The organism is Cupriavidus sp. CPT47-8839-RL05A, assembly GCF_058792255.1.
The window spans coordinates 226339-249111 of sequence record NZ_JBYTEG010000005.1 but is presented as its reverse complement, the minus strand read 5'-3'; the positions used below and the strand labels follow the sequence as shown (position 1 = coordinate 249111).

Below are 22773 nucleotides of genomic sequence, written 5' to 3'. Positions count from 1 at the left end.
AATGATTGCCCTGAGTTCCGTCCTGTTGCTGCTGGCTGCCCTGCTGGGCGTGGCCGCCGCCCTCGGCGTTCGTGCCGGGCGTGCGGACCAGTCAGCCGGTGGCCGCTCGCTGCGCACGCTGACCTGGTCGGCGGCACTGTTGTCGCAGCTGAGCGTAAGCCTGCCTGTACTGGTGGTGATGCTGTCGGGCAGCGTGCCGGCGGCCAACGACACCGCGCAGATGGCGGCCAGCTTCGCCGCCGCCGCAGCAGCCACCGCGGCTGCCAAGCTGCTGGTGCAGTGGCTGCGCCAGGGTACGCGGCTGTGGCGTGGTGCGGCGATCATGGCGGTCGTCGCTGGCGCCGGGCTGGTGGCCGCGGCTGGCACCCACCTGGGCCGCGCCTGTAGCGCGGGCCAGGTCTCGGCGCGCAGCTGCATCGATGCCGCCGGCCTGCCGCACCCCGCCTGGCTGGCGGGCGGGCTGACCGCGCTGTGCGCGCTGATGTTCGCCGTCCACCGCGCGCAGTCGCGTGGCTTGCTGGCTGCGCACCACGAAGCCGGCCTGGCCGATGAGCTGGCGGACGAGGTGCACGGCCTGCCGCGCGGGCTCGAGCCCCGCCTGGCGCGGCGCGGCGCGCGCATTCCCGGCCGCCCCGGCCGTCTTACCGTGCGTGCCGCCGCGCGCGGGCAGGGCACGGTGGGCGAGTACAGCGTGGCAACGACGATGCCTGACCGCGTCGCCTTCGGCCGCTGGCTGGACCAGGCCATCGCGCAGGCGCGGCTGGCCGAGACCGGCTGCGCCGTGTTGCTGATCCATATTGCCGACTACCGTGAAGTCGACGAGGTCTTCGAGATCCGCGCCGACGATATCCTGGCCCAGGACGCCGGCGCGCTGGCGCAGGCCGTGCTGGAGCCGCATGACTTCCTGGCCCGGCTGGCGCGCGACGAGTTTGCCGTGGGCGTGCCGGAGCTGGTTCATCATGGCCGCGCACAGGAACTGGGCTCGCGCATGCTCGGCTCGCTGGCCGAGTTCATCGCCGCGCGCGGCTTGCAGATGCAGATCGGCGTGAACATCGGCATTGCCATCTACCCGCGCGATGCGCAGACCTCGGAGGCGCTGATGCAGGCCGCGCGCGTCAGCCTGGCCGAGGCCCGCCAGAGCGGCTCGAACCAGGTGCGCCTGTTCAACAGCGCCGCTGGCGAACGCGCGCGCCGCACTCGCGTGATCCGGCGCGACCTGTGGCTGGCGATCCAGGACGACGCACTGTCGCTGCAGTTCCAGCCCAAGTACGATGCGCGCCGGCGCGCGCTGGTGGGGGCCGAGGCGCTATGCCGCTGGCGCCATCCCGCGCTGGGCCAGGTGAGCCCGGCCGAGTTCATCACCGTGGCCGAGCAGTCGGGCCAGATCGACAAGCTCGACGACTGGGTCCTGACCAGCGTCTGCCGCCAGGTGCGCCAGTGGCGCGACGCCGGCGTGCCCACCGTGCCGGTGGCGATCAATGTCTCGGGGCTGCGCTTTGCCAGCCGCAATTTCCCGCAATACCTGCTCGAGCAGATCCACCAGCACGACATCCCGCCCTCGGCGATCACGCTGGAGATCACCGAGACCGCGGCGATGAAGGACATCGGCAAGTCGCTGGAAACGCTGGCCGAGCTGCAGTCGCTCGGCATCCAGGTGGCGCTGGACGATTTCGGCAGTGGCTATTCCAGCCTGGGCTACCTCAAGCGCCTGCGCGTGGGCACGCTCAAGATCGACCGCACCCTGATCGGCGGGCTCGACACCGATGCGCAGGGCCGCGCCATCGTCGGCTCGATGGTGGCGCTGGCGCATGAGCTGCGCATGAAGGTGGTGGCCGAAGGCGTTGAATCGGCATCGCAGCTGGAAATCCTCAATGAAATGGGGTGCGACGAGGTGCAGGGTTACCTGCTGTCGCTGCCGCTGGATGCTGCCGGTTTTGCCGATGCCTTGCGCGGGCAGGGCGGCGCCTGACCCTAAAGTTTGTCAGCAACTCGGCCGATAACCGGTCTGGCAGGCTGCCCGCGTTTGCGGCGCAGCCCTGCGCCGGCCCGTCCGTCGCCGCCGCGTTGCCCATGCTGTCCAACTTCCTGGCGGATCAACCGAGTCCCGCAAACCGGAGGCCTCCATGTCATCGCCCAGCATCCTCGTCGTCGACGATTCCCCTTCGCTACGCCGCATGATCGGCGCCTGTCTGCGTGCAGGAGGGTTTGACGTGACCGAGGCGGCCGACGGCGACCAGGCGCATGCGCTCGCAGCCGGCGCCAGCTTCGGCATGCTGGTCACCGACCAGGTCATGCCCGGCATGGATGGCCTCACGCTGATCCGCAGCCTGCGCGCCACCGAGCGCTATGCGTGCATTCCCATCCTGATGCTGACCACCGAGCAGGACGGCACCATCCGCGAGCAGGCCCGCGCCGCCGGCGCCTCGGGTTTCCTGCCCAAGCCATTCGATCCTGGCCAGCTGATGCAGGCCGTGACGGCGCTGCTGTCCACCGCGCACCCTACCTCGGAAGGGTAAGGAAGGCCGGGCGTCGCGCTTCAGTCCCCCGGATTGCTGCCGTAAACACTGGTGGGCGAAGTCATGCCCCGGTGCCAGCCAGCGGCCTTGGCCGCGGCAGCGCCAGCAAACCAGCATCAGCCAATTTGGGGGGCTAGACGATGAAGCACATCGACAAGGCAGACGGCGCGGGCGAAGAGTTCCTGGCCTTTACGCTGGGCCGGGAAGAATACGGCGTCGACATCCTGAAGGTCCAGGAGATCCGCGGCTACGAGTCGGTCACCCAGATTGCCAACGCACCGGACTACATCAAGGGCGTGATCAACCTGCGCGGCATCATCGTGCCGATCATCGACCTGCGCATCAAGTTCCGCCAGCAGAACGTCAGCTACGACCAGTACACGGTCGTCATCATCGTCGACCTCAACGACCGTACCACCGGCATCGTGGTGGATGGCGTGTCCGACGTGCTGACCCTCGCCGCCGAGCAGATCAAGCCCACGCCGCACTTCTCCGGCGAACTGGCGACCGACTACATCCGCGGGCTGGGCTCGGTCGAGCAGCGCATGCTGATCCTGGTCGACATCGAGAAGCTGCTCAACACCGAAGAACTCGCCGCGCTCGAAGCGGTGGCGTGATCCCGCGGCAGCGCCAACGTTGTCCGGCCGGCGCCCCGCCTGCCGGACCGAACCCGCCCGGGGTGCAGCAACTTGCCGCGCCCGGGCCTGCAGTACTGTCATAGATGCGAAACAACCAACCCGTTACGCAGCGCGAATACAAGCTCTCCCCATCGGACTACCTGATCTCGCGCACGGACCTCAAGGGCCGGATCACCTTTGCCAACCGCACCTTTATCGAGGCAAGCGGCTTTGCGGCCGAGGAGCTGCTCGGTGCGGCGCACAACCTGGTGCGCCATCCCGACATGCCGCCCGAAGCGTTTGCCGACCTGTGGCAGGACCTGCAGGCCGGCCGCACCTGGATGGGCGTGGTCAAGAACCGCCGCAAGAACGGCGACTTCTACTGGGTCAATGCGACCGTGACGCCCACGCGCGTCGATGGCAGCGTGGTCGGCTACACCTCGGTGCGCTCGATGGCGACGCGCGAGCAGGTGGAAGCCGCCGGCGCCGCCTACGCACGCTTCCGTGGCGGCCGCGCGGACGGGCTGGCGATCCGCCACGGCGCCGTGGTGCGCACCGGGCTGCGCGGCCTGGTGCAGGGCCTGCTGCGCCTGAACCTGAAGCGCCGCATCCTGTGGGCGCAGGCCGGCGGCATGGTGTGGTTCCTGGCCGCACTGGTTGCGGTGGAAGCCCTGGGCGGCGCAGGCGTGGCCGCGGTGCGTCCGTGGCTGTGGGGCGGCTTTGCGCTGGCGCTGGCGTCGTCGTTCGCGGCCGGCACCATGCTGCTGGCGCGCGTGCACCGTCCGGTGCGCCACATGCTGGACTTTGCGCTGCGCATGGGCGCGGGTGACCTGACCACGCGCTTCGAGCACCGCAGCGCCGACGAGATCGGCGCGCTGGCGCAGGCCATGCAGACCATGCAGCGCAGCCTGCAGTCGGTGGTGCACGAGATCCAGGAAGGCATGGCCAGTATCTCCACGGCAACGCGCCAGGTGGCCGCGGGCAACAACGACTTGTCGCAACGCACCGAGCAGCAGGCGGCGGCGCTGGAGCAGACGGCGTCGAGCATGGAAGAGCTGACCAGCACGGTGCGCCAGAACGCGGACAACGCGCGCCAGGCCAGCGGGCTGGCGGCGAACGCGTCGGAGACGGCGCTGCGCGGCGGCGAAGTGGTGGGCCGGGTGGTGCAGACCATGGACGAGATCAACGATGCGTCGAAGAAGATCGTCGACATCATCGGCGTGATCGAAGGCATCGCCTTCCAGACCAACATCCTGGCGCTGAACGCGGCGGTGGAAGCGGCGCGCGCCGGCGAGCAGGGCCGCGGCTTCGCGGTGGTGGCGGGCGAGGTGCGCGGCCTGGCGCAGCGCAGCGCCAACGCGGCCAAGGAGATCAAGGGGCTGATCGGCGATACGGTGGAGCGCGTGGACAACGGCTCGGCGCTGGTGGGCCAGGCGGGCAAGACCATGGAAGAGATCGTGCAGGCGGTCAAGCGCGTGACCGACATCATGGGCGAGATCAGCGCGGCGTCGGCCGAGCAGAGCGCGGGCATCGAGCAGGTCAACCAGGCCGTGGCGCAGATGGACGAGGGCACGCAGCAGAACGCGGCGCTGGTGGAAGAAGCCGCCGCCGCCGCGGGCTCGCTCGAAGAGCAGGCCATGCGCCTGCGCGACGCCATCGCCACCTTCCGCGTCAGCATGCAGGCCGAGGTGCGTCCGCAGCGCCTGCCGGCCCATGCGCGTGCCGAGGCGGCCCAGTCGCTGGCACAGGCCTAGTCCGAATCAAAGACGAGGCAGGCGCGGAGCACCGGCCTGCATGCGTACCAAGCGGGTGCGGCACGCCGCGCCCGAGGCTTCAGTTACAAGGGGGAGTTGCTATGCATTGGTTCAATCAATTGCGCGTCACGACCAGGCTGGTTGCCGGATTCCTGGTCGTTGCCGTGATCGGCGCCGTGATGGGGCTGCTGGGTGTGGTCAACATGGGGCGCATGGCCGACTGGACCGGCAAGATCTACCACGGCGACCTGCAGGCGCTGAAGGCCGTGCAGGACGCCAATATCAACCTGGTCTATGCCAGCCGCGCGCAGATCGGGCTGCTGTCGGCATCGACCATGGGCGAGCGGGCGGCCGAGAAGGAGCAGATCGTGAAGTCGCTCGGCGCCATGGACGAGCGCATCCGCCAGGTCGCTGGCGCTTTCGAGAAGGCCGAGGGCAAGGCACTGGTCAAGCAGTACCAGGAGCTGTCGCCGGCGTTCCGCGCGCGCATGGAGAAGTACGTCGAACTGGTCAGCAAGCAGCCGCTGGATACCTCGCAGTTTGAAAGCCAGGTGTTCTCCGAGAGCGCCGAGCTGCTCAAGGACAGCCATGCGCTGGAAGCGGTGATGTTCCAGATGGTCAAGCGCCGCGACGACCGCGCCCGCAAAAACATGGAAGAAGCGCGCAGCGTCTACGACGCGACGCGCCTGTGGATGCTGGGCCTGGTGCTGGGCGGCCTGGCGCTGTCGGTGCTGCTGGGCGTGCTGCTGGCGCGGGCGCTGTCGCGCCAGCTGGGCGGCGAGCCGGGCTATGCGGCCGCGATTGCCGCGCGCATTGCCGAAGGCGACTTCTCCGCGCCGGTGGCCACGCGCGCAGGCGACAAGGGCAGCCTGGTCTATGCGATGCAGCAGATGCAGCAGCAGCTGTCGCGCATGGTGCGCGATTTCAAGGTGTCGGCCGAATCCATCGGCAGCGCCTCGCGTGAAATCGCCGCGGGCAACAACGACCTGTCGCAGCGCACCGAGCAGCAGGCGGCGGCGCTGGAGCAGACGGCGTCGAGCATGGAAGAGCTGACCAGCACGGTGCGCCAGAACGCGGACAACGCGCGCCAGGCCAGCGGGCTGGCGGCGAATGCGTCGGAGACGGCGCTGCGCGGCGGCGAAGTGGTGGGCCGGGTGGTGCAGACCATGGACGAGATCAATGATGCATCGAAGAAGATCGTCGACATCATCGGCGTGATCGAAGGCATTGCGTTCCAGACCAATATCCTGGCGCTGAACGCGGCGGTGGAAGCGGCACGCGCCGGCGAGCAGGGCCGCGGCTTCGCGGTGGTGGCGGGCGAGGTGCGCAGCCTGGCGCAGCGCAGCGCCAACGCGGCCAAGGAGATCAAGGGGCTGATCGGCGATACGGTGGAGCGCGTGGACAACGGCTCGGCGCTGGTGGGCCAGGCGGGCAAGACCATGGAAGAGATCGTGCAGGCGGTCAAGCGCGTGACCGACATCATGGGCGAGATCAGCGCGGCGTCGGCCGAGCAGAGCGCGGGCATCGAGCAGGTCAACCAGGCCGTGGCGCAGATGGACGAGGGCACGCAGCAGAACGCGGCGCTGGTGGAAGAAGCCGCCGCTGCTGCCGGCGCGCTGGAAGAGCAGGCCAGCCGGCTGCAGGCGGCCGTGGCGACGTTCCGCCTGGCGGCCGAGGATGCCCGCGCGGGTTCGTTCGTGGCCCACTCGCTGCCTGCGGCGACGGCAGTGCCGGCCAAGGTGTCTCATGCCGCCGGCGCGGTGCGCGCCATCGCTGCCGGCAAGCGGGTCGCCAAGGCCCTGCCCGCCAGCACGAAGGCCGCGGCTGCGCCTGCGGCGGACCATGCCGCCGCAGCCGAGGCGGCTGATGCCGTCGCCGCGCAGCCGGCGCGGCTGGTGGCAGGCAGAGCCTCGCGGCCCGCGCTGGCAGCCGCCGACAACGGCGACTGGAGCGCGTTCTGATCCCCACTGGCAACGGGCCGCGCGGCGTCCCGGATGGCAAGGCTATGACGACCGAGATCAACCTGGCTCTGCCGCATGACGATGCGGCCCGGCTGCGCAAGGAATTCGAGCAGTTCGTCGGGGTCTCGACCGGCCTGGACCGCGAGTTCCTGCCGCCCGATTTCCAGGAATTCCTGCGCGCGCGGCTGCTGCAGCATGACGGCCCGCTCACCGAGCGCGCGGTCTCGCGGCTGCTGTCCGGCGGCGAATACGGCTGGGCCCGCCGCGTGTTCGACAAGCAATTGCCCAATGCGCTGGCGGCGCTGATGCGCGATGCCCAGCGCTTTGGCTTCGGGCTGGCGGTGCAGCCGGACTGGACGCCGGACCAGCGCCTGGCGCATGCGCGCGAATGGGCGGCGCAGGTGCTGTCCGAATGCGGCGCCGATGCCGCCTTCACCGAGGCGCTCGCCACGCAGGTGGCGGCTTCGGCAGAAGACGTGCGGGTGCTGGAAGAGCGCATGCGCACGCCCGCATGGCGCCTGGCCGAAAGCCTGCGCCAGCGCGCCTATGACCTGATGTACGCGCTGCAGACCGAAGACAGCGAAGCCGCTGGCCGCGCCCGCGTGGGCGAGCTGCGCGGCATGCTGGGCCTGGCCCTGGAGTACGGCTCGGTGCGGCCGGAAGAAGCCTCGCGCGTGCTGGAGCAGGTGGAGCGCATGCGCCCGGCGCTGTTCCGCGAAGCGCCCGACGATGTGTTCGCCCGGCTGGCGGCGTGGCTGCGGCGCATGTTCCGGCCATGAGCCAGCCATAGGCCTGGCGGGCGGAATCCCGCCGCAATTTTCGAACGGCTATTTCTGACAGATTGCGCGTGCTAACCGCACTCGCGCCACTCGTCAATAGAGGAATCCAGCAGGCTCCCGAAAGGGCCCGCCATGCGTTTGACCGAGATGACGTTTGCGGGACATGAGTTGATTCCGGTCAAATGTCAGGGGTGTGAACTGTTACAAAATGTGCGCGCTCATGTATGTTTCATGCGACATTTGGTTTCCCCCCCGCGTAAGTAGGGATTGGCATTGCGGGTAGATTGCCGATATAAACGTAACAGTCTCACTTACACTCTGTAACACTTGTAACGGAGTTGATTACAGTTTGACACGGGCGTAGTTCCTTAGTCGTACGTTGTACCCGCCCAGCCGCAAACAAACGATCTGGTCGCCGGGGCCCGCGAGGGCATCGGTAAGCGCCGGACAAGCGGCCACGGTGGGTTTTTGGTAGCGGGGATAAATTGGAAAGCAGTGAAGTTCTCCAGGAGATCAGGGAGGTTAACCTCGCCTATCTGCTGCTCGCGCAACGCCTGGTGCGCGAAAACCAGGTCGAAGCCATGTTCCGGCTCGGGGTCAGCAAGGAAATTGCGGATATTCTTGCCAAGCTGACTTCCGCGCAACTCGTCAAGCTGGCGGCATCCAACATGGTGCTGTGCAGGTTCCGCTTCGACGACCATGCGCTCCTGTCCACTCTCACCCACACGGCCAAGAGCCATGACATGCAGCAGATCCACGCCGCGATCCTGCTTGCACGCCAGCCTGTGGAGTCGCTCAATTGACCGCGCTCCTGCAGGCCGAGCCGACCCGGAGTTACACGGCCACCTCCGTTCCCAGCCGCAAGAGCGTGCTCCAGGATGCGAACCAGACCCAGCTTGCGATCGAGCTGATCGGCCTGGGTGCGCGCCTGCAGGTGCTTGAAGCCGAGACCACGCTGTCGCGTGACCGGCTCATCCGCCTGTACAAGGAGCTGCGCGGCGTCTCGCCCCCCAAGGGCATGCTTCCCTTCTCGACGGACTGGTTCACCACCTGGCTGCCGAATATCCACTCGTCGCTGTTCTTCTCTGCCTACCAGTTCATGGTGCAGGAGGGCGAGACCGTGGGCATTCGCGCGGTGGTGGCTGCCTACCGCCTGTACCTTGAGCATGTTTCGCTGCTCGGCGGCGAAATTGTCTTAAGTTTCACGCGTGCCTGGACGTTAGTACGGTTCTTCGAGAGCAACATGCTGCAGCTGTCCCGGTGCACGTGTTGCGGCGGGCAGTTTGTCACGCACGCGTATGAGCCGCACGTGAATTTCGTGTGCAGCCTGTGCCGTCCGCCGTCACGCGCAGGGAAAGTGAAGAAGCTCTCGAAAGACGCCGCCGCCGTGCAGACCAACGCCTGATCCTGGTCAAGGTCCGCCGGCTGGCAAGCTTGCAGCGCTGGCGGACGGACCACTCTCCGTTCGCCCGTGCCCGGGCAATTGTGCGTGACTGACGCGCGTTTTTAGACGGGGATCCGATCGTGCTAGTAGTTCTTGGCTATGTCGTCGTGGTTGTGGCGGTGCTTGGCGGTTACGCCATGACCGGCGGCCACATGGGCGCGCTATATCAACCGGCGGAATTTGTGATCATCGGGGGCGCCGCCTTCGGCGCCTTCATCGCCACCAATACAGCAAAGGCCATCAAGGCCACCGTCAAGGCCCTGCCGGGCCTGTTCAAGAGTTCCAAGTACAAGAAAGAGCTGTACCTGGACGTCATGTCGCTGCTGTACGTGCTGCTGTCCAAGGCACGGCGCGAGGGCATCCTGTTCCTGGAAAAGGAAATCGCGGACCCTGCCGCCAGCAGCGTCTTCAGCCAGTACCCGCGCATCCTGTCGGATCCGGTGGTGATGGAATTCCTCACCGACTACCTGCGCATGATGGTCAACGGCAACATGAACGCCTTCGAGATCGAGGCCCTCATGGACCACGAGATCGAGACCTTCCGCCACGAGGCCGAGATCCCCGCCCATGCGCTGTCGCGCGTCGGCGACGCGCTGCCCGCCTTCGGCATCGTTGCCGCGGTGATGGGCGTGGTGCATGCGCTGGGTTCGGCCGACCTGCCGCCGGCCGAGCTGGGCGCGCTGATCGCGCACGCCATGGTCGGCACCTTCCTCGGCATCCTGCTGGCCTATGGCTTTGTCTCGCCGCTGGCCGCGCGTATCGAGCTGCAGGTATCCGAGAACGTCAAAGTCTACGAATGCATCAAGGTGGTGCTGCTGGCCTCGCTCAACGGCTACGCGCCGCTGGTGGCGGTGGAATTCGGCCGCAAGGTGCTGTACTCCACGGTGCGGCCGTCGTTCCTTGAGCTCGACGACCACGTGCGTGAAGTCAAGAGCCTGAATTAAGGCGCGCAAGCAGCAAGGAGCACCGTCATGAGCAGCGCACACGATATGCGTCCGATCATCGTCCGCCGGGCGAAATCGCACGCCAGGCCGCACGGCAACCACAGCTGGAAGATCGCCTACGCCGACTTCATGACGGCGATGATGGCGCTGTTCCTGGTGCTGTGGCTGCTGTCCAGCGCCAACAAGAAGACGCTGGAAGGCATTGCCGAGTACTTCCGCATGCCGCTCAAGGTGGCCATCGTCGGCGGCGAGAAGAGCAGCCAGACCCCGAGCGTGATCCCGGGCGGCGGCCAGGATGCGCTGCGCAAGGACGGCGACACCATGCGCGCGCGCACCAACGAACCCAGCGACGAGCAGCGGCGCAACGAGCAGCAGGAAGCGCAGCGCCTGCGCGCGCTCAAGCAGCGGCTCGAGCAGATCATCGAGAACAACCCGGTGCTGCGCCAGTTCCGGCCGCAGCTGCTGCTGGACATCACCAGCGAGGGGCTGCGCATCCAGATCCTGGATACGCAGAACCGGCCGATGTTCCGCACCGGCAGCGCCACGGTCGAGACCTATATGCGCACCATCCTGCGCGAGATCGGGCCGGTCCTGAACGAGCTGCCCAACAAGGTCAGCCTGTCGGGCCATACCGATGCGGCCAACTATTCCAACGGCGAGCGCACCTACAGCAACTGGGAGCTGTCGGGCGACCGCGCCAACGCTTCGCGCCGCGAGCTGATCGCCGGCGGCATGCAGGAGGGCAAGGTGCTGCGCGTGCTGGGCCTGGCCGCGACCATGCCGCTGGACAAGGAAGACCTGCTGGCGCCGGTGAACCGGCGCATCAGCATCGTGGTGCTCAACCAAAAGGCCCAGGCGCGCTTCGAGGCCGAGAACGCCAGCGCCGCCGAGGTCACGGTGGCGGCGCAGGCCGGCAAGGCCGCGCAGGAGATGCAGGCGGGGCTGGCAGCGGCCTCAGCGCCTGCGCCTGCGCCCACGGGCAGCAAACCATGACGCGCGGCCGTTGCGGCAGCGCCAGTGCAGTAACCAAGTGACTCAGGACGCCATGTCTGTCGATATCGATATCACACAGTTTTACCAGACCTTCTTCGAGGAAGCGGAAGAACTGCTCGTCGAAATGGAGCAGCTGCTGCTCGGCCTGGACATTGAGTCGCCCGATCCCGAGCATCTGAACGCGATCTTCCGGGCGGCGCACTCCATCAAGGGCGGGGCTGCCACCTTCGGCTTCGCGGCGCTGACCGAGACCACCCATATTTTCGAGAACCTGCTGGACCGCACGCGCCGGCAGGAACTGGCGTTGACCAGGACCATCATCGACACCTTTCTGGAAACCAAGGACGTGTTGCAAGACCAGCTCAACGCCTACCGCAACGGCACCGAACCCGATCCGGAAACGCTGGCGCGCATCTGCGCCGTGCTGCAACAGCTGGCGCAGGAAGCCGCCGGCCATGCCGGCGCAGCTGCCCCGGCCCCGGTGCCCGCACCTGTTGCCGCAACGCCCCCCGCTGCTGCTCCTGCGGGCGGCGGGCTCAAGATCCGCCTGATCCGGGTTTCCGCCTCCGACCAGGCGCTGCTGCGCGAGGAACTGGCCAACCTGGGCGAGATCACCGGCCAGCAAGAGGTGAATGGCGAACTGGTGGTGTGGCTCAACACCCAGTGCAGCGCCGACGACATCATCGCGGTGTGCTGCTTCGTGATCGACCTGGACCAGATCGTGATCGAAGCTGAAGCCGAGGCCCCTGCTGCTGCCCCCGCGGTGGTCGAGGCCCCTGTCCCGGCGCCCGTCCCGGTCGCCACGGCCCCCGCCCCCGCAGCGGCAGCGCCCTCCGCCGCGCGCGAGAAGGCCAAGCCGCAGGCGAGCGCCGCGCACGGCGAAGGCTCGATCCGCGTGCCGACCGAGAAGGTCGACCAGATCATCAACCTGGTGGGCGAACTGGTGATCACGCAGTCGATGCTGGCGCAGACCGCCTCGGCGCTGGACCCGGTGCTGTTCGACCGCCTGTTCTCCGGCATGGGCCAGCTCGAGCGCAACGCGCGCGACCTGCAGGAAGCGGTGATGTCGATCCGCATGATGCCGATGGACTACGTGTTTTCGCGCTTCCCGCGGCTGGTGCGCGACCTCGCCAGCAAGCTCGGCAAGCAGATCGACCTGGTCACCTTCGGCAAGGCCACCGAGCTGGACAAGAGCCTGATCGAACGCATCATCGACCCGCTCACGCACCTGGTGCGCAACAGCCTGGACCATGGCATCGAAACCCCTGACAAGCGCGTGGCCGCCGGCAAGGACGCGACCGGCCAGCTGATCCTGTCCGCGCAGCACCATGGCGGCAATATCGTCATTGAAGTCAGCGACGACGGCGGCGGCCTGAACCGCGAGCGCATCCTGGCCAAGGCCATCCAGAACGGCCTGCCGGTGTCCGAGACCATCACCGACGAGGAAGTCTGGCAGCTGATCTTCGCGCCGGGCTTCTCCACCGCCGAGGTCGTCACCGACGTGTCGGGCCGCGGCGTTGGCATGGACGTGGTCAAGCGCAATATCCAGGAGATGGGCGGCCACGTCCAGATCAGCTCGCGCCCCGGCCTGGGCACCACCATCCGCATCGTGCTGCCGCTGACGCTGGCGATCCTGGACGGCATGTCGGTCAAGGTGGGCGAAGAGACCTTCATCCTGCCGCTGAACTGCGTGATGGAGTCGCTGCAGCCCAAGGCCGAGGACGTCCATACCGCGGCCAACTCGGACCGCGTCATGCACGTGCGCGGCGAATACCTGCCGCTGCTGGAAATGCACCGCGTGTTCAACGTCGCCGGCGCGCTGCAGGAACCCACGCAGGGCATCGCCGTGATCCTGCAGGCCGAAGGCAAGCGCTTTGCGCTGCTGGTGGACCAGCTGATCGGCCAGCACCAGGTGGTGCTGAAGAACCTGGAAACCAACTACCGCAAGGTGCCGTGCATTTCCGCCGCCACCATCCTTGGCGACGGCAGCGTGGCGCTGATCGTCGATGTCGGCGCGCTGCAGCGCACCGGCGTGCGCCGGCAGGAACCGGCGCTGCAGCAGTAATCGTCCAATCACAGGAGAACAAGACATCATGGCCGGCATCGGACACATCGATACCCCCGGAAGCGACGCTTCGGGCCAGGAGTTCCTGGTCTTCACGCTGGGGTCGGAGGAATACGGCATCGACATCCTCAAGGTGCAGGAGATCCGCAGCTACGAGACCGTGACACGCATCTCCAGCGCACCGGACTTCATCAAGGGCGTGACTAACCTGCGCGGCGTGATCGTGCCGATCGTCGACCTGCGCCTGAAGTTCCGCCTGGGCAACGTGCGCTACGACCACCAGACCGTGGTCATCATCCTGAACGTGGCCGGCCGCGTGGTCGGCATCGTGGTGGATGGCGTGTCGGACGTGCTGACGCTGACCGGCGAGGCGATCAAGCCCGCGCCCGAGTTCGGCGTATCGATCTCGACCGAGCACCTGACCGGCCTGGGCACCATCGACGGCCGCATGCTGGTGCTGATCGATATCGAGAAGCTGATGACCAGCCCCGAGATGGCACTGGTCGAAGCCGAATACGCCTGATTCCCGCATTACCGAAGCACAGCCCATGACGCCGTTCCGCACCGCAGCCAGCGTACCCGGGCACACCGGGTCGACTCCCGCGCCGGCCGCCCTCCTGCGGCGCGACGAAGCGCGCGACTTCCTGCTGACCGAACGCGACTTCGAGAAAATCCGCGCGCTGATCCACCGGCGCGCGGGCATCTCGCTGGGCAGCCACAAGCGCGAGATGGTTTACAGCCGGCTGGCGCGCCGGTTGCGCACGCTGCAGCTGTCGGACTTCGCCTCGTACCTGGCGCTGCTGGATGCGGATGACCGGTCGCCGGAGTGGGAATTCTTCACCAATGCGCTGACGACCAACCTGACTTCGTTCTTTCGCGAGTCGCACCACTTCCCGCTGCTGGCCGAGCATGCGAAGAAAACCGGCCGGCCCTACAGTGTCTGGTGTTCGGCCGCGTCAACCGGCGAAGAACCGTACTCGATCGCCATCACGCTGGCCGAAGCGCTGGGCGATCGCGCCGGCACGGTGCTGGCCACCGATATCGACACCCAGGTGCTGGCCAAGGCCCGCAGCGGCGTCTATTCGGCCGACCAGGTGGCGCGGCTGTCGCCGGAACGGCTCAAGCGTTTCTTCCTGAAGGGAACGGGCCCGCGCACCGGCTCGGTCAAGGTCAAGCCGGAACTGGCCGCCACCATCTCGTTCGAGCCGCTGAACCTGCTCGCGCCCGACTGGGGCATCCGCGAGCAGTTCGACGCCATCTTCTGCCGCAACGTGATGATCTACTTCGACAAGCCGACCCAGGGACGCATCCTGGAGCGCTTTGTGCCGCTGCTCAAGCCGCACGGGCTGCTGTTCGCCGGCCATTCGGAGAACTTCTCCTACGTCACGCGCGCGTTCCAGCTGCGCGGGCAGACCGTCTATGAACTGGCTTCGGATGCGGCCAGGTCGGGAAGGCCGTGATGCGCACGCCCCATCTGCCCGAAGCCCTCGCCACGCGCACCTACTTCGACCGCGAGTTCGGCAAGCAGGCCATCAAGCTGCTGCCCAACGAGTACTACGTGACCCGCGAGGACGTGGTGCTGACCACCGTGCTGGGCTCATGCGTGGCCGCTTGCATCCGCGACGAGACCGCCGGCGTGGGCGGCATGAACCACTTCATGCTGCCCGACGACGATGGCAGCGCCGATCGCATGCTGTCCGCATCGATGCGCTACGGCAGCTATGCGCTGGAAGTGCTGATCAACGAACTGCTCAAGATGGGCGCACGCCGCGAGCGGCTGGAGGCCAAGGTCTTCGGCGGCGGCGCGGTGCTGGCCAATATGACCACGCTGAATATCGGCGACCGCAATGCGGATTTCGTGCTGCGCTACCTGAAGACTGAAGAGGTCCGCGTGGCGGCGCAGGACCTGCGCGGCCCACATGCGCGGCGGGTCAGCTACTTCCCGATCGGCGGGCTGGCGCTGGTGCGCCGCCTGACGCGACAGGACGACCAGGTCTCGGTGGCGCGCGACGAGCGCGCACTGGCCCGCGCCATCGCCACCTCGGCCCGGGCGCCGGCGCAATCGCCTGAATTGTTTGCGCGGCAGTCTTTCTCGCGCCCGCTTCCCTGAAACCCTTACAAGCACGATCAATCATGACTGCCGCCAAGATCAAGGTGCTCTGCGTGGACGACTCCGCGCTGATCCGCAGCCTGATGACGGAGATCATCAACAGCCAGCCCGACATGGAAGTGGTGGGCACCGCGCCGGACCCGCTGGTCGCGCGCGACCTGATCAAGCGCCTGAACCCGGACGTGCTGACGCTGGACGTCGAAATGCCGCGCATGGATGGCCTGGACTTTCTGGAGCGGCTGATGCGGCTGCGGCCGATGCCGGTGCTGATGGTGTCGTCGCTGACCGAACGCGGCTCGGAAATCACCATGCGCGCGCTGGAGCTGGGCGCGGTGGACTTTGTCACCAAGCCCAAGCTGGGCATCCGCGACGGGTTGCTGGAATACACCGACACCATCGCCGACAAGCTGCGCGCCGCCTCGCGTGCCCGCGTGCGCGCGGCGACGCAGCCGGCCGCGGCATCCGCCACCGGCACCGCGCCCGTGCCGATGCTGCGCAGCCCGCTGCTATCGACCGAGAAGCTGATCATCCTGGGCGCCTCCACCGGCGGCACCGAGGCCATCAAGGAATTCCTGATGCCGCTGCCGCCCGACAGCCCCGCGGTGCTGATCGTCCAGCATATGCCGGCCGGCTTCACGCGTTCGTTCGCGCAGCGGCTGGACGGCCTGTGTCGCATCACGGTCAAGGAAGCCGTGCACGGCGAGCGCGTGCTGCCGGGCCATGCGTACATTGCCCCGGGCGACTCGCACCTGCTGCTGGCACGCAGCGGCGCCAACTACGTCGCGCACCTGTCGCAGGAGGCACCGGTCAACCGCCATCGCCCGTCGGTCGACGTGTTGTTCGATTCGGCCGCGCAGCACGGCGGCAAGAACGTGATCGGCGTGATCCTGACCGGCATGGGCAAGGACGGCGCGCGCGGCATGCTGCGCATGCGCGAGGCCGGCGCCTATAACCTGGCGCAGGACGAGCACACCTGCATCGTGTTTGGCATGCCGAAGGAGGCGATTGCCGCCGGCGGCGTGCATGAAATCGTGCCCTTGCCGGCGATGACCCAGCGCGTGATGGCGCGCCTGGCCACCTACGGCACGCGCGCGCAACGGGTCTGAACGGACCCGGAAACCTGAACAAGACCAGACAACAAGCTGAAACAACAAGCTGGACCGACTAGCCAATATTGCATTTACCTGGAGCCCTCAAAGTGGACAAGAGCATCAAGATCCTGGTCGTGGATGATTTCCCGACCATGCGCCGGATCATCCGCAACCTGCTCAAGGAGCTGGGATTCGTCAACGTCGAGGAAGCCGAGGACGGCGCCGCCGGCCTGGAGAAGGCCAGGGACGGCAGCTTCCAGTTCGTGATCTCGGACTGGAACATGCCCAACATGGACGGCCTGTCGATGCTGCAGGCGATCCGCGCCGACGCCAATATCGGCAAGATCCCGGTGCTGATGGTGACGGCCGAGGCCAAGAAGGAAAACATCATCGCCGCGGCCCAGGCCGGCGCCAACGGCTACGTGGTCAAGCCTTTCACGGCCGCCACGCTGGACGAGAAGATCACCAAGATCTTCGAAAAGCTCGGCGGCTGAGGCGGAGGCGCGTTTGTCATGACCCCGACCCTGAGCAACGATTCCGCCGAACAACTGATCCTGCGCATCGGCAACCTGACGCGGATGCTGCGCGACAACATGCGCGAGCTCGGCCTGGACAAGGAAATCGAGCGCGCCGCGCAGGCCATTCCGGATGCGCGCGACCGGCTCAACTACATCGCCGCGATGACCGAGCAGGCCGCCGAGCGCACGCTGAACGCGGTCGAACTGGCGCAGCCGATCCAGTCTGACATCGAACAGCAGGCCGAGACGCTGGATAAGCGCTGGGCGGGCTGGTTCGAGCAGCCGGTGGAGCTGGCCGACGCCCGCTCGTTGGTGCTCGACACCCGCGCCTTCCTGTCCGAGGTGCCGGGGCAGGCCCGCGCCACCAACAGCCACCTGCTCGACATCATGATGGCGCAGGACTTCCAGGACCTGACCGGGCAGGTGATCAAGAAGATGATGGACATGATCCGCACGCTTGAGCAGGAGCTGCTGCAAGTGCTGATCGATAACGTGCCGTCCGAGCGGCGCGTGGAAGTGCAGGCGCCATCGACGCTGATGAATGGGCCGCAGGTGAATCCGGAAGGGAAGCCGGATGTGGTGTCGGACCAGGCGCAGGTGGATGATTTGTTGGCTAGTCTGGGGTTCTGACGTTTCGGTTGGGCTTGCTCTTTAAGAGTTTGCCCATACTCGCGCTTGCTGTCTCTCTTCATACTGGGCTCGTCGCTGCGCTTGCGGCGACCGGGTTTAGCAGCCCGGAGGAAATGGCCGAACGACCGCCTACTGGCGGTATCCTTACGTTCGCCGTGCCTGCGCACGCCCCTTCTTTGGGCGGGCCCTGGCAGGGGAGCCTTCGGGCTCGCCGGCTTTCGCCTATTCCCCGGTCTGCTAACCCTGCCTTGCGCCCGCCCACCCCAATCAGTACCCGGGGAGCGGGACTGAACCTGTATGGATAGGGGGGCATTCCCATGCTTCAGTTCTTACTTGCCCATTCTGGGCGATTGGCAATCTTCAGTATCTGCACAATGCAGCAGCGCGTGCGAACCGCGTATGCGGAGGTGCGCCATGTATAGCCATAGTCATCACGGTATTACGGCGGAACACAATGGTGCCGACATGCTCGTGACCGCCCACAGCCCCGGCGAGAATCCGCTGAGCCTTGCTGTGCAACGTGCGGCGCAGCTTCATGGGCTCTTGCTTATGGCCAGCGATCATGGTTCATCGAGTCTGGATCCGGTGGATCTGGATCAGGGAACCTGGGAGAGCTTGCTTTCCCTGGCGGGCTGGCTGGCGCACGAGACGCAGGTGTTGAGTGAACTGGCCTTGCTGCATGGCCAGGCATTGCAGCCTGACTGATGTTGGGTGGGGTGCGCAGCCGTGCAATCGGCTGCCGCCCCATCCTGGGAGCATGGTCGATTTGATCTTTGGCCAGGCGCCGACGGGCGATTTGTTATCGAGGTTGGGTTCTGAGGCGCTATCCGGCCAGAACGATAACAAGTGAGCGCCATAGGAAAGATCGCTGTCGCGGACACGTTTGCTGGTGGGCGCCTGATGGGAAGACGGAGGCCGGTTATCGCCAGCCGTCCTGGCTACTCTCCCGAAAAAGGAAGTTCATCGCCGAGCTGTGGGGGGACTGAGGGTCGCAGAACGACTGCGGATTCAACCGGTCGATGCAACAGCTTGATGGAATCGTTCAGCCGGTGTATCGAAGTTTAGTGTCTTGCGCGGGCGTTCGTTGAGCCGCCTGGCGATGGCGTTGAGCTTGGCTTGCGAATAGGCTGAGAGATGGATGCCTTTCTCCAGGAGCGACCGTTTTGCCTCCGCAAGGTACTCGTCATGGCTCGCGTAGGGCGCGACTAACTGGTCGGCGCGCAGGCACCCGCCATTCTCGGCGCCAGCCAGTTTGCGCAACAAATCCGCGCTGCCTGTCTCGCATTTCACCGGAAAGACTTGTGTACCGTGAGCAAGTAGCCAGATGGTTCGGGTCACACCGTTCATGAAGTCGAAGGTCCCATCGGACGGTGCACACTCGCGCTGCCACCGTGCAGACGACGGCAACAGGGATGGTCGATCACCGAGCGCAGCTATCAAAAGCATCGGACTGTCAAAGTCTCAATCCATATTTCTCATGGACTGTCGCACGTAGGCGAGCCATGGCAATATCTCGGTCTCCACGTGATCCGTACAAATCGCTCGGCACTCGCCGTGTAGCTGGACAGCCCGCGCGCCGCCGTCAACCTGACTCCAAGGCGTCGCCAAGAACGATAGGTGAATTGCATGACCAAGCCAGTTTCTCCTGCAGCGCTAGCCCTGCGGTTGCACGACAAACGTACGTCGGTGCTGACGCTTGAACTTGAGGCGGACGAGCACGTCGATCCCGTGGTAATGAACGGTTGTTACCGGTCAGCGGGGAGCGCGTTCGAATTCGAATCACTCGAAGCCCGCAATATCCTTGTCGCCAAGGAGCGCTTTGACGCCCTCGACAAGAATTGGAACGAGATGGCTGGCCCGCTGTTTGATGCCGCACATGATCTGTGGCGCAAGGAGATTGGCCATGCCGACTATGCGTCGGGACGACTGCTCGCATTGGCCGCAGACCACGTAGACGTCGTCCTGGCAGCGGCGCGCCGAATGCGTGCAGGAATGGATGTCTTCGCTCAGCTCCATGTGCTGCAAGCAGCGCTGCCTCATCTGAACATACTGGATGTGAGTTCGCTACTCGATCTGTGCGAGGCCAAGCACGAAACGACCAAGAACGATATGGCGGGAGGGCTGTTCCATTTTGCGCTAGAGCAATGGCTTGCACAACACCCGGACACCGCGAAGGCGCTGCATGAATCGGCCGTCCTGAGTCCCATGGCGTCGCATCAATCGCTCGTGTGCAATGCCATCGTCGCGCTCTCGAAGAGTGACTTCGCCGAAGCTGTCGAAATGGCGATGGAAGATGCTAAGAGTGAGCGCCCTGAAGTGGCGGTCACAGGGATCTGGACGTTGGGTCGCCTTCTTGTCGACTCAACGGATAAGATCCTCACGGAAAAGTTGGAAGCCAGTATCGCAGGGTATCTGGGGTCCGCGGAGCTATCGATACGCCAACAGGCTGTGCATGCTGCCTGCGGGTCCATGCAAAAGAGCCGGGTGTTCGATCAGAATGTCATGGCAATGGCACAAGCAGGCGACCAGCACGCATTGTGCGGAGTTGCCGACGCCTTGTTCCGTCATTGGAAGGTCATCCGTGAGCAAGTCGACCTGAATGTCTGGCTCGCTGTCCTGGCGCTACTCGACGTCGAGTATCGCGGTGGCACGACTGCGGCCGATGGCGTGTTCTCCGATCTCCTCGAAGCCACGGGATACGAGGATGTCGTGTTGGACACGCTGCAAGCTTGGGTGGCAAGGCGGCCACCGAATTGGCGCGACACTGCCTTTGCCAAGACGTTTCCACAGACAATTTCGGCACTGCGAGGTATCCCGGCCCTCTGGAGCCGTTTCCTCACGACTTGGATATTGAGCGAATCGAAAGCACACCCGGCCGCGATCGTGGGCCTCGCTAGTGCCGTGTCCGACGAAGGTGGAACGATTCGATTCGATACCGCCGTCATCGACGAGCTGGATGCCGAGGGCTTGGTTTTCCTGGCCCGACGCATGCTGGGATTTTTCATTGACGCCAACGTCCTGCTGAGTCTGACATACTCCTTGTTCGGATCGAAGAATGCCAGTACCAGGATCTATCCTCTCGCCCGAGGGCTGATCGTTAGCGAAATCGGCTACGACTATCCGGAAACGACAGTTAAGAGCCTCGAGCACCGAATTGCCGAAACGGAAGGCGAGGGGAAGGACTTCCTGGAAAACACGTTGGCCGAGCTGAAGTCAATCATTGACGCCGAACGAGGCCTGCCTCGATTGAAGGCATTACGTCCGCCAGCCCAACTGAGTCGGTACTATGCCAGGGCTCGCGCAGAGCAAATGCGCGGCATGCTTAGCGAGGCTAGCAAAGCGTCGATCCTTCATATGATCGCCAACAAGATTACGATCAAGGCGGGTAACGGGACGTTTAGTCACAACGCCGGCGGCTACGGTGACGTCACCACCATGGGCGCGATCTCGCATTCCATCGAGTTGCCACGGAGGGAAGTGCTTGACCCGATCGGCAACGAAATTCGGATGCTGCGGTTTCGCGCAGCCACCCGGGGACAACAATGAGACTCGTACTGACCCAATTTCTTCGTACGCTCAAGGAGCGCGACGAGTTTGACCGACTGCTGCCCGATCTGTTACTGGCAATGGGATATGTGCCCCTGGCAAAGCCGCAGACCGGCGTCAGGCAATATGGTGTCGATCTTGCTGCTGTTGGAACGGGAGATGACGGGATCGAAGAATTGCTTCTGCTTGTCATCAAGCGGGGCGATATCGGCCGGCGGGACTGGGACAACGGCGAGCCTCAGTCCGTTCGCCCTTCGTTGAACGACGTATTCGACATCTACATTCCTAAGCTCATTGCGCCGGAGCACGCTCGTCTCAGGAAGCGAGTCATACTCGCGACCACCGGTGATCTCAAGCAGGAGGTCGAGATCAACTGGACTTCCTACAAGGAAAACAAGGCATCGGAAGCGGAATTTGACTTTTGGGGTGGGGATCGCGTCGCCGACCTGATCGAGCGGTACATGCTGGATCAGAATCTCTTCGCGGCGGATGATAGAACGGACCTACACAAGGCCCTCGCCCTCGTGGCCGAAAGCGATTACGATTTCCGGGATCTGTCCCGCCTATTACTACGCCAGCTTGGGCTCAGCCCTGACGGTGGTCTGAAAGGGCCAGCCGAAGAGACGCGTACGCTGATCAAGACACTACGACGCGTCCATCTCGCGTCGCAGATCTGTGCTCACTGGGTTCGATCCGAAGGGGATGTCCGTCGGGCGCTGTGGATCTGCGAGCGTGTGCTCCTTTGGTCCTGGCATCGAATCTTGATGGTCGCCGCGAGCGAGCGCGAAAAGCTATATCCGGCGTTCGCAAGCCTGTGGCAGTCCTATGTCGACGCAGCAGGCGACTATGTCGAAGTCATCCAGCCTCATGTGGCGATCCGTGACGGCATGGCGGGCTATGGTGGGGAGGGGGCCGAAATCGCGTCTGTGCTGTTCGAAAACCTCGGGTTTCTTGCAAGCGTAGGCCTCGCCGCCCTATCTGAACAGGACCCAGAGGACGCAGAGCAAAGGAAAATCGTTCTTGCGAACGTCCATGCGGTGGCAGACCTTGTCGCCACGCTGATTGCCAACAACGCTGCGCTGGGTTCGCCGAGATTGGACGGTCATGTCGTGGATATCAATCTGGCACTAGTGCTTCTGGTCATTAGCGGACGCATCGAGGTTGCCAAGAATTGGCTTGCCACGCTGATCATGCGGCTCGACTACACGTTCAGGGTGAAGCGAAAGTTTCCAATCGGCACCGATAGCCTGGAGGATCTGGTCGCATTGGACGTGGATGGCAAAGGCGATGAGGAACTGCAAGGAAGGCTGATGAGCGCCTCGTGGTGTCTCGCGACGTTTGCAACGTGGGCCGTACTGCTTGGCCTGAAGGACAGCTTCGAGGTGTTGGCAGAAGGCGCGAGCTCGCAGTACTCCAATGTTTGTGCCCAGCTATGGCACCCGACGGCAGGCTGGTCTACCAACTGGTACTTTGGAAGTGCGCTTGAGCAAGGAGATACCGAGGCACCGATCGAGATTAGTGATTTCGAGGCGATGGCAGTGCGCATGCAGGCCTTCTTGAAGATCGAGAAGTACAAATGGCAGGATGCATCGCCCAGCGCCGAACTTGGACTGTTCGGAGTGGATTTCATTGCATGCCGTCACTTCAGGATGCCTGTACCAGCGTCGTTCTGGTATCACCTCTCATATACCGGTCAGGACGCGGGAAAACAGGAGGGCATCGAGCCTGTCTGACGCGAGGCGGGGTCGCACCACTCAGAGATTCAGAGTACGGATGGAGTGCCTTATTTCGGACCGGCAGCCCCC

General features: G+C 65.1%; 20 protein-coding genes and 2 pseudogenes. 20 read left to right on the top strand and 2 right to left on the bottom strand.

Going from position 1 to position 22773, the window contains the following annotated elements; all coding sequences use genetic code 11:
- Position 1: 1 nt before the first annotated feature.
- The 18 genes from AC3WVS_RS08060 (at position 2) to AC3WVS_RS07975 (ending at position 18127) form a co-directional block, all read left to right on the top strand.
- Positions 2-1969 (top strand): putative bifunctional diguanylate cyclase/phosphodiesterase, encoded by a 1968-nt coding sequence (locus tag AC3WVS_RS08060; RefSeq protein ID WP_492318150.1) that lies wholly within the window; start codon positions 2-4, stop codon positions 1967-1969.
- Positions 1970-2123: 154 nt separating this feature from the next.
- Positions 2124-2516, top strand: a complete 393-nt coding sequence (locus tag AC3WVS_RS08055; protein WP_492318149.1) for a response regulator — start codon at positions 2124-2126, stop codon at positions 2514-2516.
- 140 nt (positions 2517-2656) lie between these two features.
- Positions 2657-3133, top strand: coding sequence for a chemotaxis protein CheW (locus tag AC3WVS_RS08050; RefSeq protein WP_018311878.1), 477 nt, complete (start codon positions 2657-2659; stop codon positions 3131-3133).
- 104 nt (positions 3134-3237) lie between these two features.
- Positions 3238-4887 (top strand): methyl-accepting chemotaxis protein, encoded by a 1650-nt coding sequence (locus AC3WVS_RS08045; protein ID WP_492318148.1) that lies wholly within the window; start codon positions 3238-3240, stop codon positions 4885-4887.
- A 101-nt stretch (positions 4888-4988) separates the two neighbouring features.
- On the top strand, positions 4989-6848 hold the full coding sequence (locus tag AC3WVS_RS08040; protein ID WP_492318147.1) for a methyl-accepting chemotaxis protein: 1860 nt from the start codon (positions 4989-4991) through the stop codon (positions 6846-6848).
- Between the two features lie 44 nt (positions 6849-6892).
- The gene (locus tag AC3WVS_RS08035; RefSeq protein ID WP_492318146.1) at positions 6893-7627 is read left to right on the top strand and encodes a DUF4088 domain-containing protein; all 735 of its coding nucleotides are present in this window, start codon (positions 6893-6895) and stop codon (positions 7625-7627) included.
- Positions 7628-8112: 485 nt separating this feature from the next.
- Positions 8113-8430 carry a flagellar transcriptional regulator FlhD gene (gene flhD, locus AC3WVS_RS08030; RefSeq protein ID WP_010812713.1) on the top strand — a complete coding sequence of 106 codons (318 nt, stop codon included), beginning with the start codon at positions 8113-8115 and terminating at the stop codon, positions 8428-8430.
- Positions 8427-9032 (top strand): flagellar transcriptional regulator FlhC, encoded by a 606-nt coding sequence (gene flhC, locus AC3WVS_RS08025; protein ID WP_492318145.1) that lies wholly within the window; start codon positions 8427-8429, stop codon positions 9030-9032. Before flhD ends, flhC begins: the two co-directional genes overlap by 4 nt.
- Positions 9033-9151: 119 nt before the next feature.
- Positions 9152-10015 (top strand): flagellar motor stator protein MotA, encoded by an 864-nt coding sequence (gene motA / locus AC3WVS_RS08020; protein WP_492318144.1) that lies wholly within the window; start codon positions 9152-9154, stop codon positions 10013-10015.
- A gap of 27 nt (positions 10016-10042) precedes the next feature.
- Positions 10043-11008: a flagellar motor protein MotB gene (gene motB, locus AC3WVS_RS08015; RefSeq protein WP_492318143.1), complete on the top strand. Its 966-nt coding sequence runs from the start codon at positions 10043-10045 to the stop codon at positions 11006-11008.
- A 52-nt stretch (positions 11009-11060) separates the two neighbouring features.
- Entirely contained in the window at positions 11061-13073 is a 2013-nt protein-coding gene (gene cheA / locus AC3WVS_RS08010; protein WP_492318142.1) for a chemotaxis protein CheA, read from the top strand.
- A 28-nt stretch (positions 13074-13101) separates the two neighbouring features.
- Positions 13102-13596, top strand: coding sequence for a chemotaxis protein CheW (locus AC3WVS_RS08005; RefSeq protein WP_092316101.1), 495 nt, complete (start codon positions 13102-13104; stop codon positions 13594-13596).
- Positions 13597-13621: 25 nt separating this feature from the next.
- On the top strand, positions 13622-14533 hold the full coding sequence (locus tag AC3WVS_RS08000; protein ID WP_492318141.1) for a CheR family methyltransferase: 912 nt from the start codon (positions 13622-13624) through the stop codon (positions 14531-14533).
- Positions 14533-15183 carry a chemoreceptor glutamine deamidase CheD gene (cheD, locus tag AC3WVS_RS07995; RefSeq protein WP_492318140.1) on the top strand — a complete coding sequence of 217 codons (651 nt, stop codon included), beginning with the start codon at positions 14533-14535 and terminating at the stop codon, positions 15181-15183. The genes AC3WVS_RS08000 and cheD overlap by 1 nt, the downstream gene beginning before the upstream one ends.
- Positions 15184-15206: 23 nt before the next feature.
- Entirely contained in the window at positions 15207-16289 is a 1083-nt protein-coding gene (locus AC3WVS_RS07990) for a protein-glutamate methylesterase/protein-glutamine glutaminase (protein ID WP_492318139.1), read from the top strand.
- A 92-nt stretch (positions 16290-16381) separates the two neighbouring features.
- Entirely contained in the window at positions 16382-16768 is a 387-nt protein-coding gene (gene cheY, locus AC3WVS_RS07985; protein WP_116318867.1) for a chemotaxis response regulator CheY, read from the top strand.
- 18 nt (positions 16769-16786) lie between these two features.
- A complete protein-coding gene (gene cheZ, locus AC3WVS_RS07980) occupies positions 16787-17422 on the top strand; it encodes a protein phosphatase CheZ (protein ID WP_492318138.1) in 636 nt (211 codons plus the stop codon).
- 414 nt (positions 17423-17836) lie between these two features.
- A complete protein-coding gene (locus AC3WVS_RS07975) occupies positions 17837-18127 on the top strand; it encodes a hypothetical protein (protein ID WP_492318137.1) in 291 nt (96 codons plus the stop codon).
- Positions 18128-18430: 303 nt separating this feature from the next.
- Here AC3WVS_RS07975 and AC3WVS_RS07970 read toward each other — a convergent pair.
- Positions 18431-18568 (bottom strand): annotated as a pseudogene (locus AC3WVS_RS07970) (IS30 family transposase); the annotation flags it as partial.
- Between the two features lie 108 nt (positions 18569-18676).
- Positions 18677-18868 (bottom strand): annotated as a pseudogene (locus tag AC3WVS_RS07965) (plasmid fertility inhibition factor family protein); the annotation flags it as partial.
- A 180-nt stretch (positions 18869-19048) separates the two neighbouring features.
- On the opposite strand from AC3WVS_RS07965, the gene AC3WVS_RS07960 reads away from it, so the two are divergent.
- Positions 19049-20968 carry a hypothetical protein gene (locus tag AC3WVS_RS07960; protein ID WP_492318136.1) on the top strand — a complete coding sequence of 640 codons (1920 nt, stop codon included), beginning with the start codon at positions 19049-19051 and terminating at the stop codon, positions 20966-20968.
- Positions 20965-22701, top strand: a complete 1737-nt coding sequence (locus tag AC3WVS_RS07955; RefSeq protein ID WP_492318135.1) for a hypothetical protein — start codon at positions 20965-20967, stop codon at positions 22699-22701. Before AC3WVS_RS07960 ends, AC3WVS_RS07955 begins: the two co-directional genes overlap by 4 nt.
- Positions 22702-22773: the final 72 nt, after the last annotated feature.

Coding starts and splice junctions, on each gene's coding strand:
- AC3WVS_RS08060 (WP_492318150.1), top strand. CDS start 2: ATGATTGCCCTGAGTTCCGTCCTGTTGCTGCTGGCTGCCCTGCTGGGC.
- AC3WVS_RS08055 (WP_492318149.1), top strand. CDS start 2,124: ATGTCATCGCCCAGCATCCTCGTCGTCGACGATTCCCCTTCGCTACGC.
- AC3WVS_RS08050 (WP_018311878.1), top strand. CDS start 2,657: ATGAAGCACATCGACAAGGCAGACGGCGCGGGCGAAGAGTTCCTGGCC.
- AC3WVS_RS08045 (WP_492318148.1), top strand. CDS start 3,238: ATGCGAAACAACCAACCCGTTACGCAGCGCGAATACAAGCTCTCCCCA.
- AC3WVS_RS08040 (WP_492318147.1), top strand. CDS start 4,989: ATGCATTGGTTCAATCAATTGCGCGTCACGACCAGGCTGGTTGCCGGA.
- AC3WVS_RS08035 (WP_492318146.1), top strand. CDS start 6,893: ATGACGACCGAGATCAACCTGGCTCTGCCGCATGACGATGCGGCCCGG.
- motB (WP_492318143.1), top strand. CDS start 10,043: ATGAGCAGCGCACACGATATGCGTCCGATCATCGTCCGCCGGGCGAAA.
- cheA (WP_492318142.1), top strand. CDS start 11,061: ATGTCTGTCGATATCGATATCACACAGTTTTACCAGACCTTCTTCGAG.
- AC3WVS_RS08005 (WP_092316101.1), top strand. CDS start 13,102: ATGGCCGGCATCGGACACATCGATACCCCCGGAAGCGACGCTTCGGGC.
- AC3WVS_RS08000 (WP_492318141.1), top strand. CDS start 13,622: ATGACGCCGTTCCGCACCGCAGCCAGCGTACCCGGGCACACCGGGTCG.
- cheD (WP_492318140.1), top strand. CDS start 14,533: ATGCGCACGCCCCATCTGCCCGAAGCCCTCGCCACGCGCACCTACTTC.
- AC3WVS_RS07990 (WP_492318139.1), top strand. CDS start 15,207: ATGACTGCCGCCAAGATCAAGGTGCTCTGCGTGGACGACTCCGCGCTG.
- cheZ (WP_492318138.1), top strand. CDS start 16,787: ATGACCCCGACCCTGAGCAACGATTCCGCCGAACAACTGATCCTGCGC.
- AC3WVS_RS07975 (WP_492318137.1), top strand. CDS start 17,837: ATGTATAGCCATAGTCATCACGGTATTACGGCGGAACACAATGGTGCC.
- AC3WVS_RS07960 (WP_492318136.1), top strand. CDS start 19,049: ATGACCAAGCCAGTTTCTCCTGCAGCGCTAGCCCTGCGGTTGCACGAC.
- AC3WVS_RS07955 (WP_492318135.1), top strand. CDS start 20,965: ATGAGACTCGTACTGACCCAATTTCTTCGTACGCTCAAGGAGCGCGAC.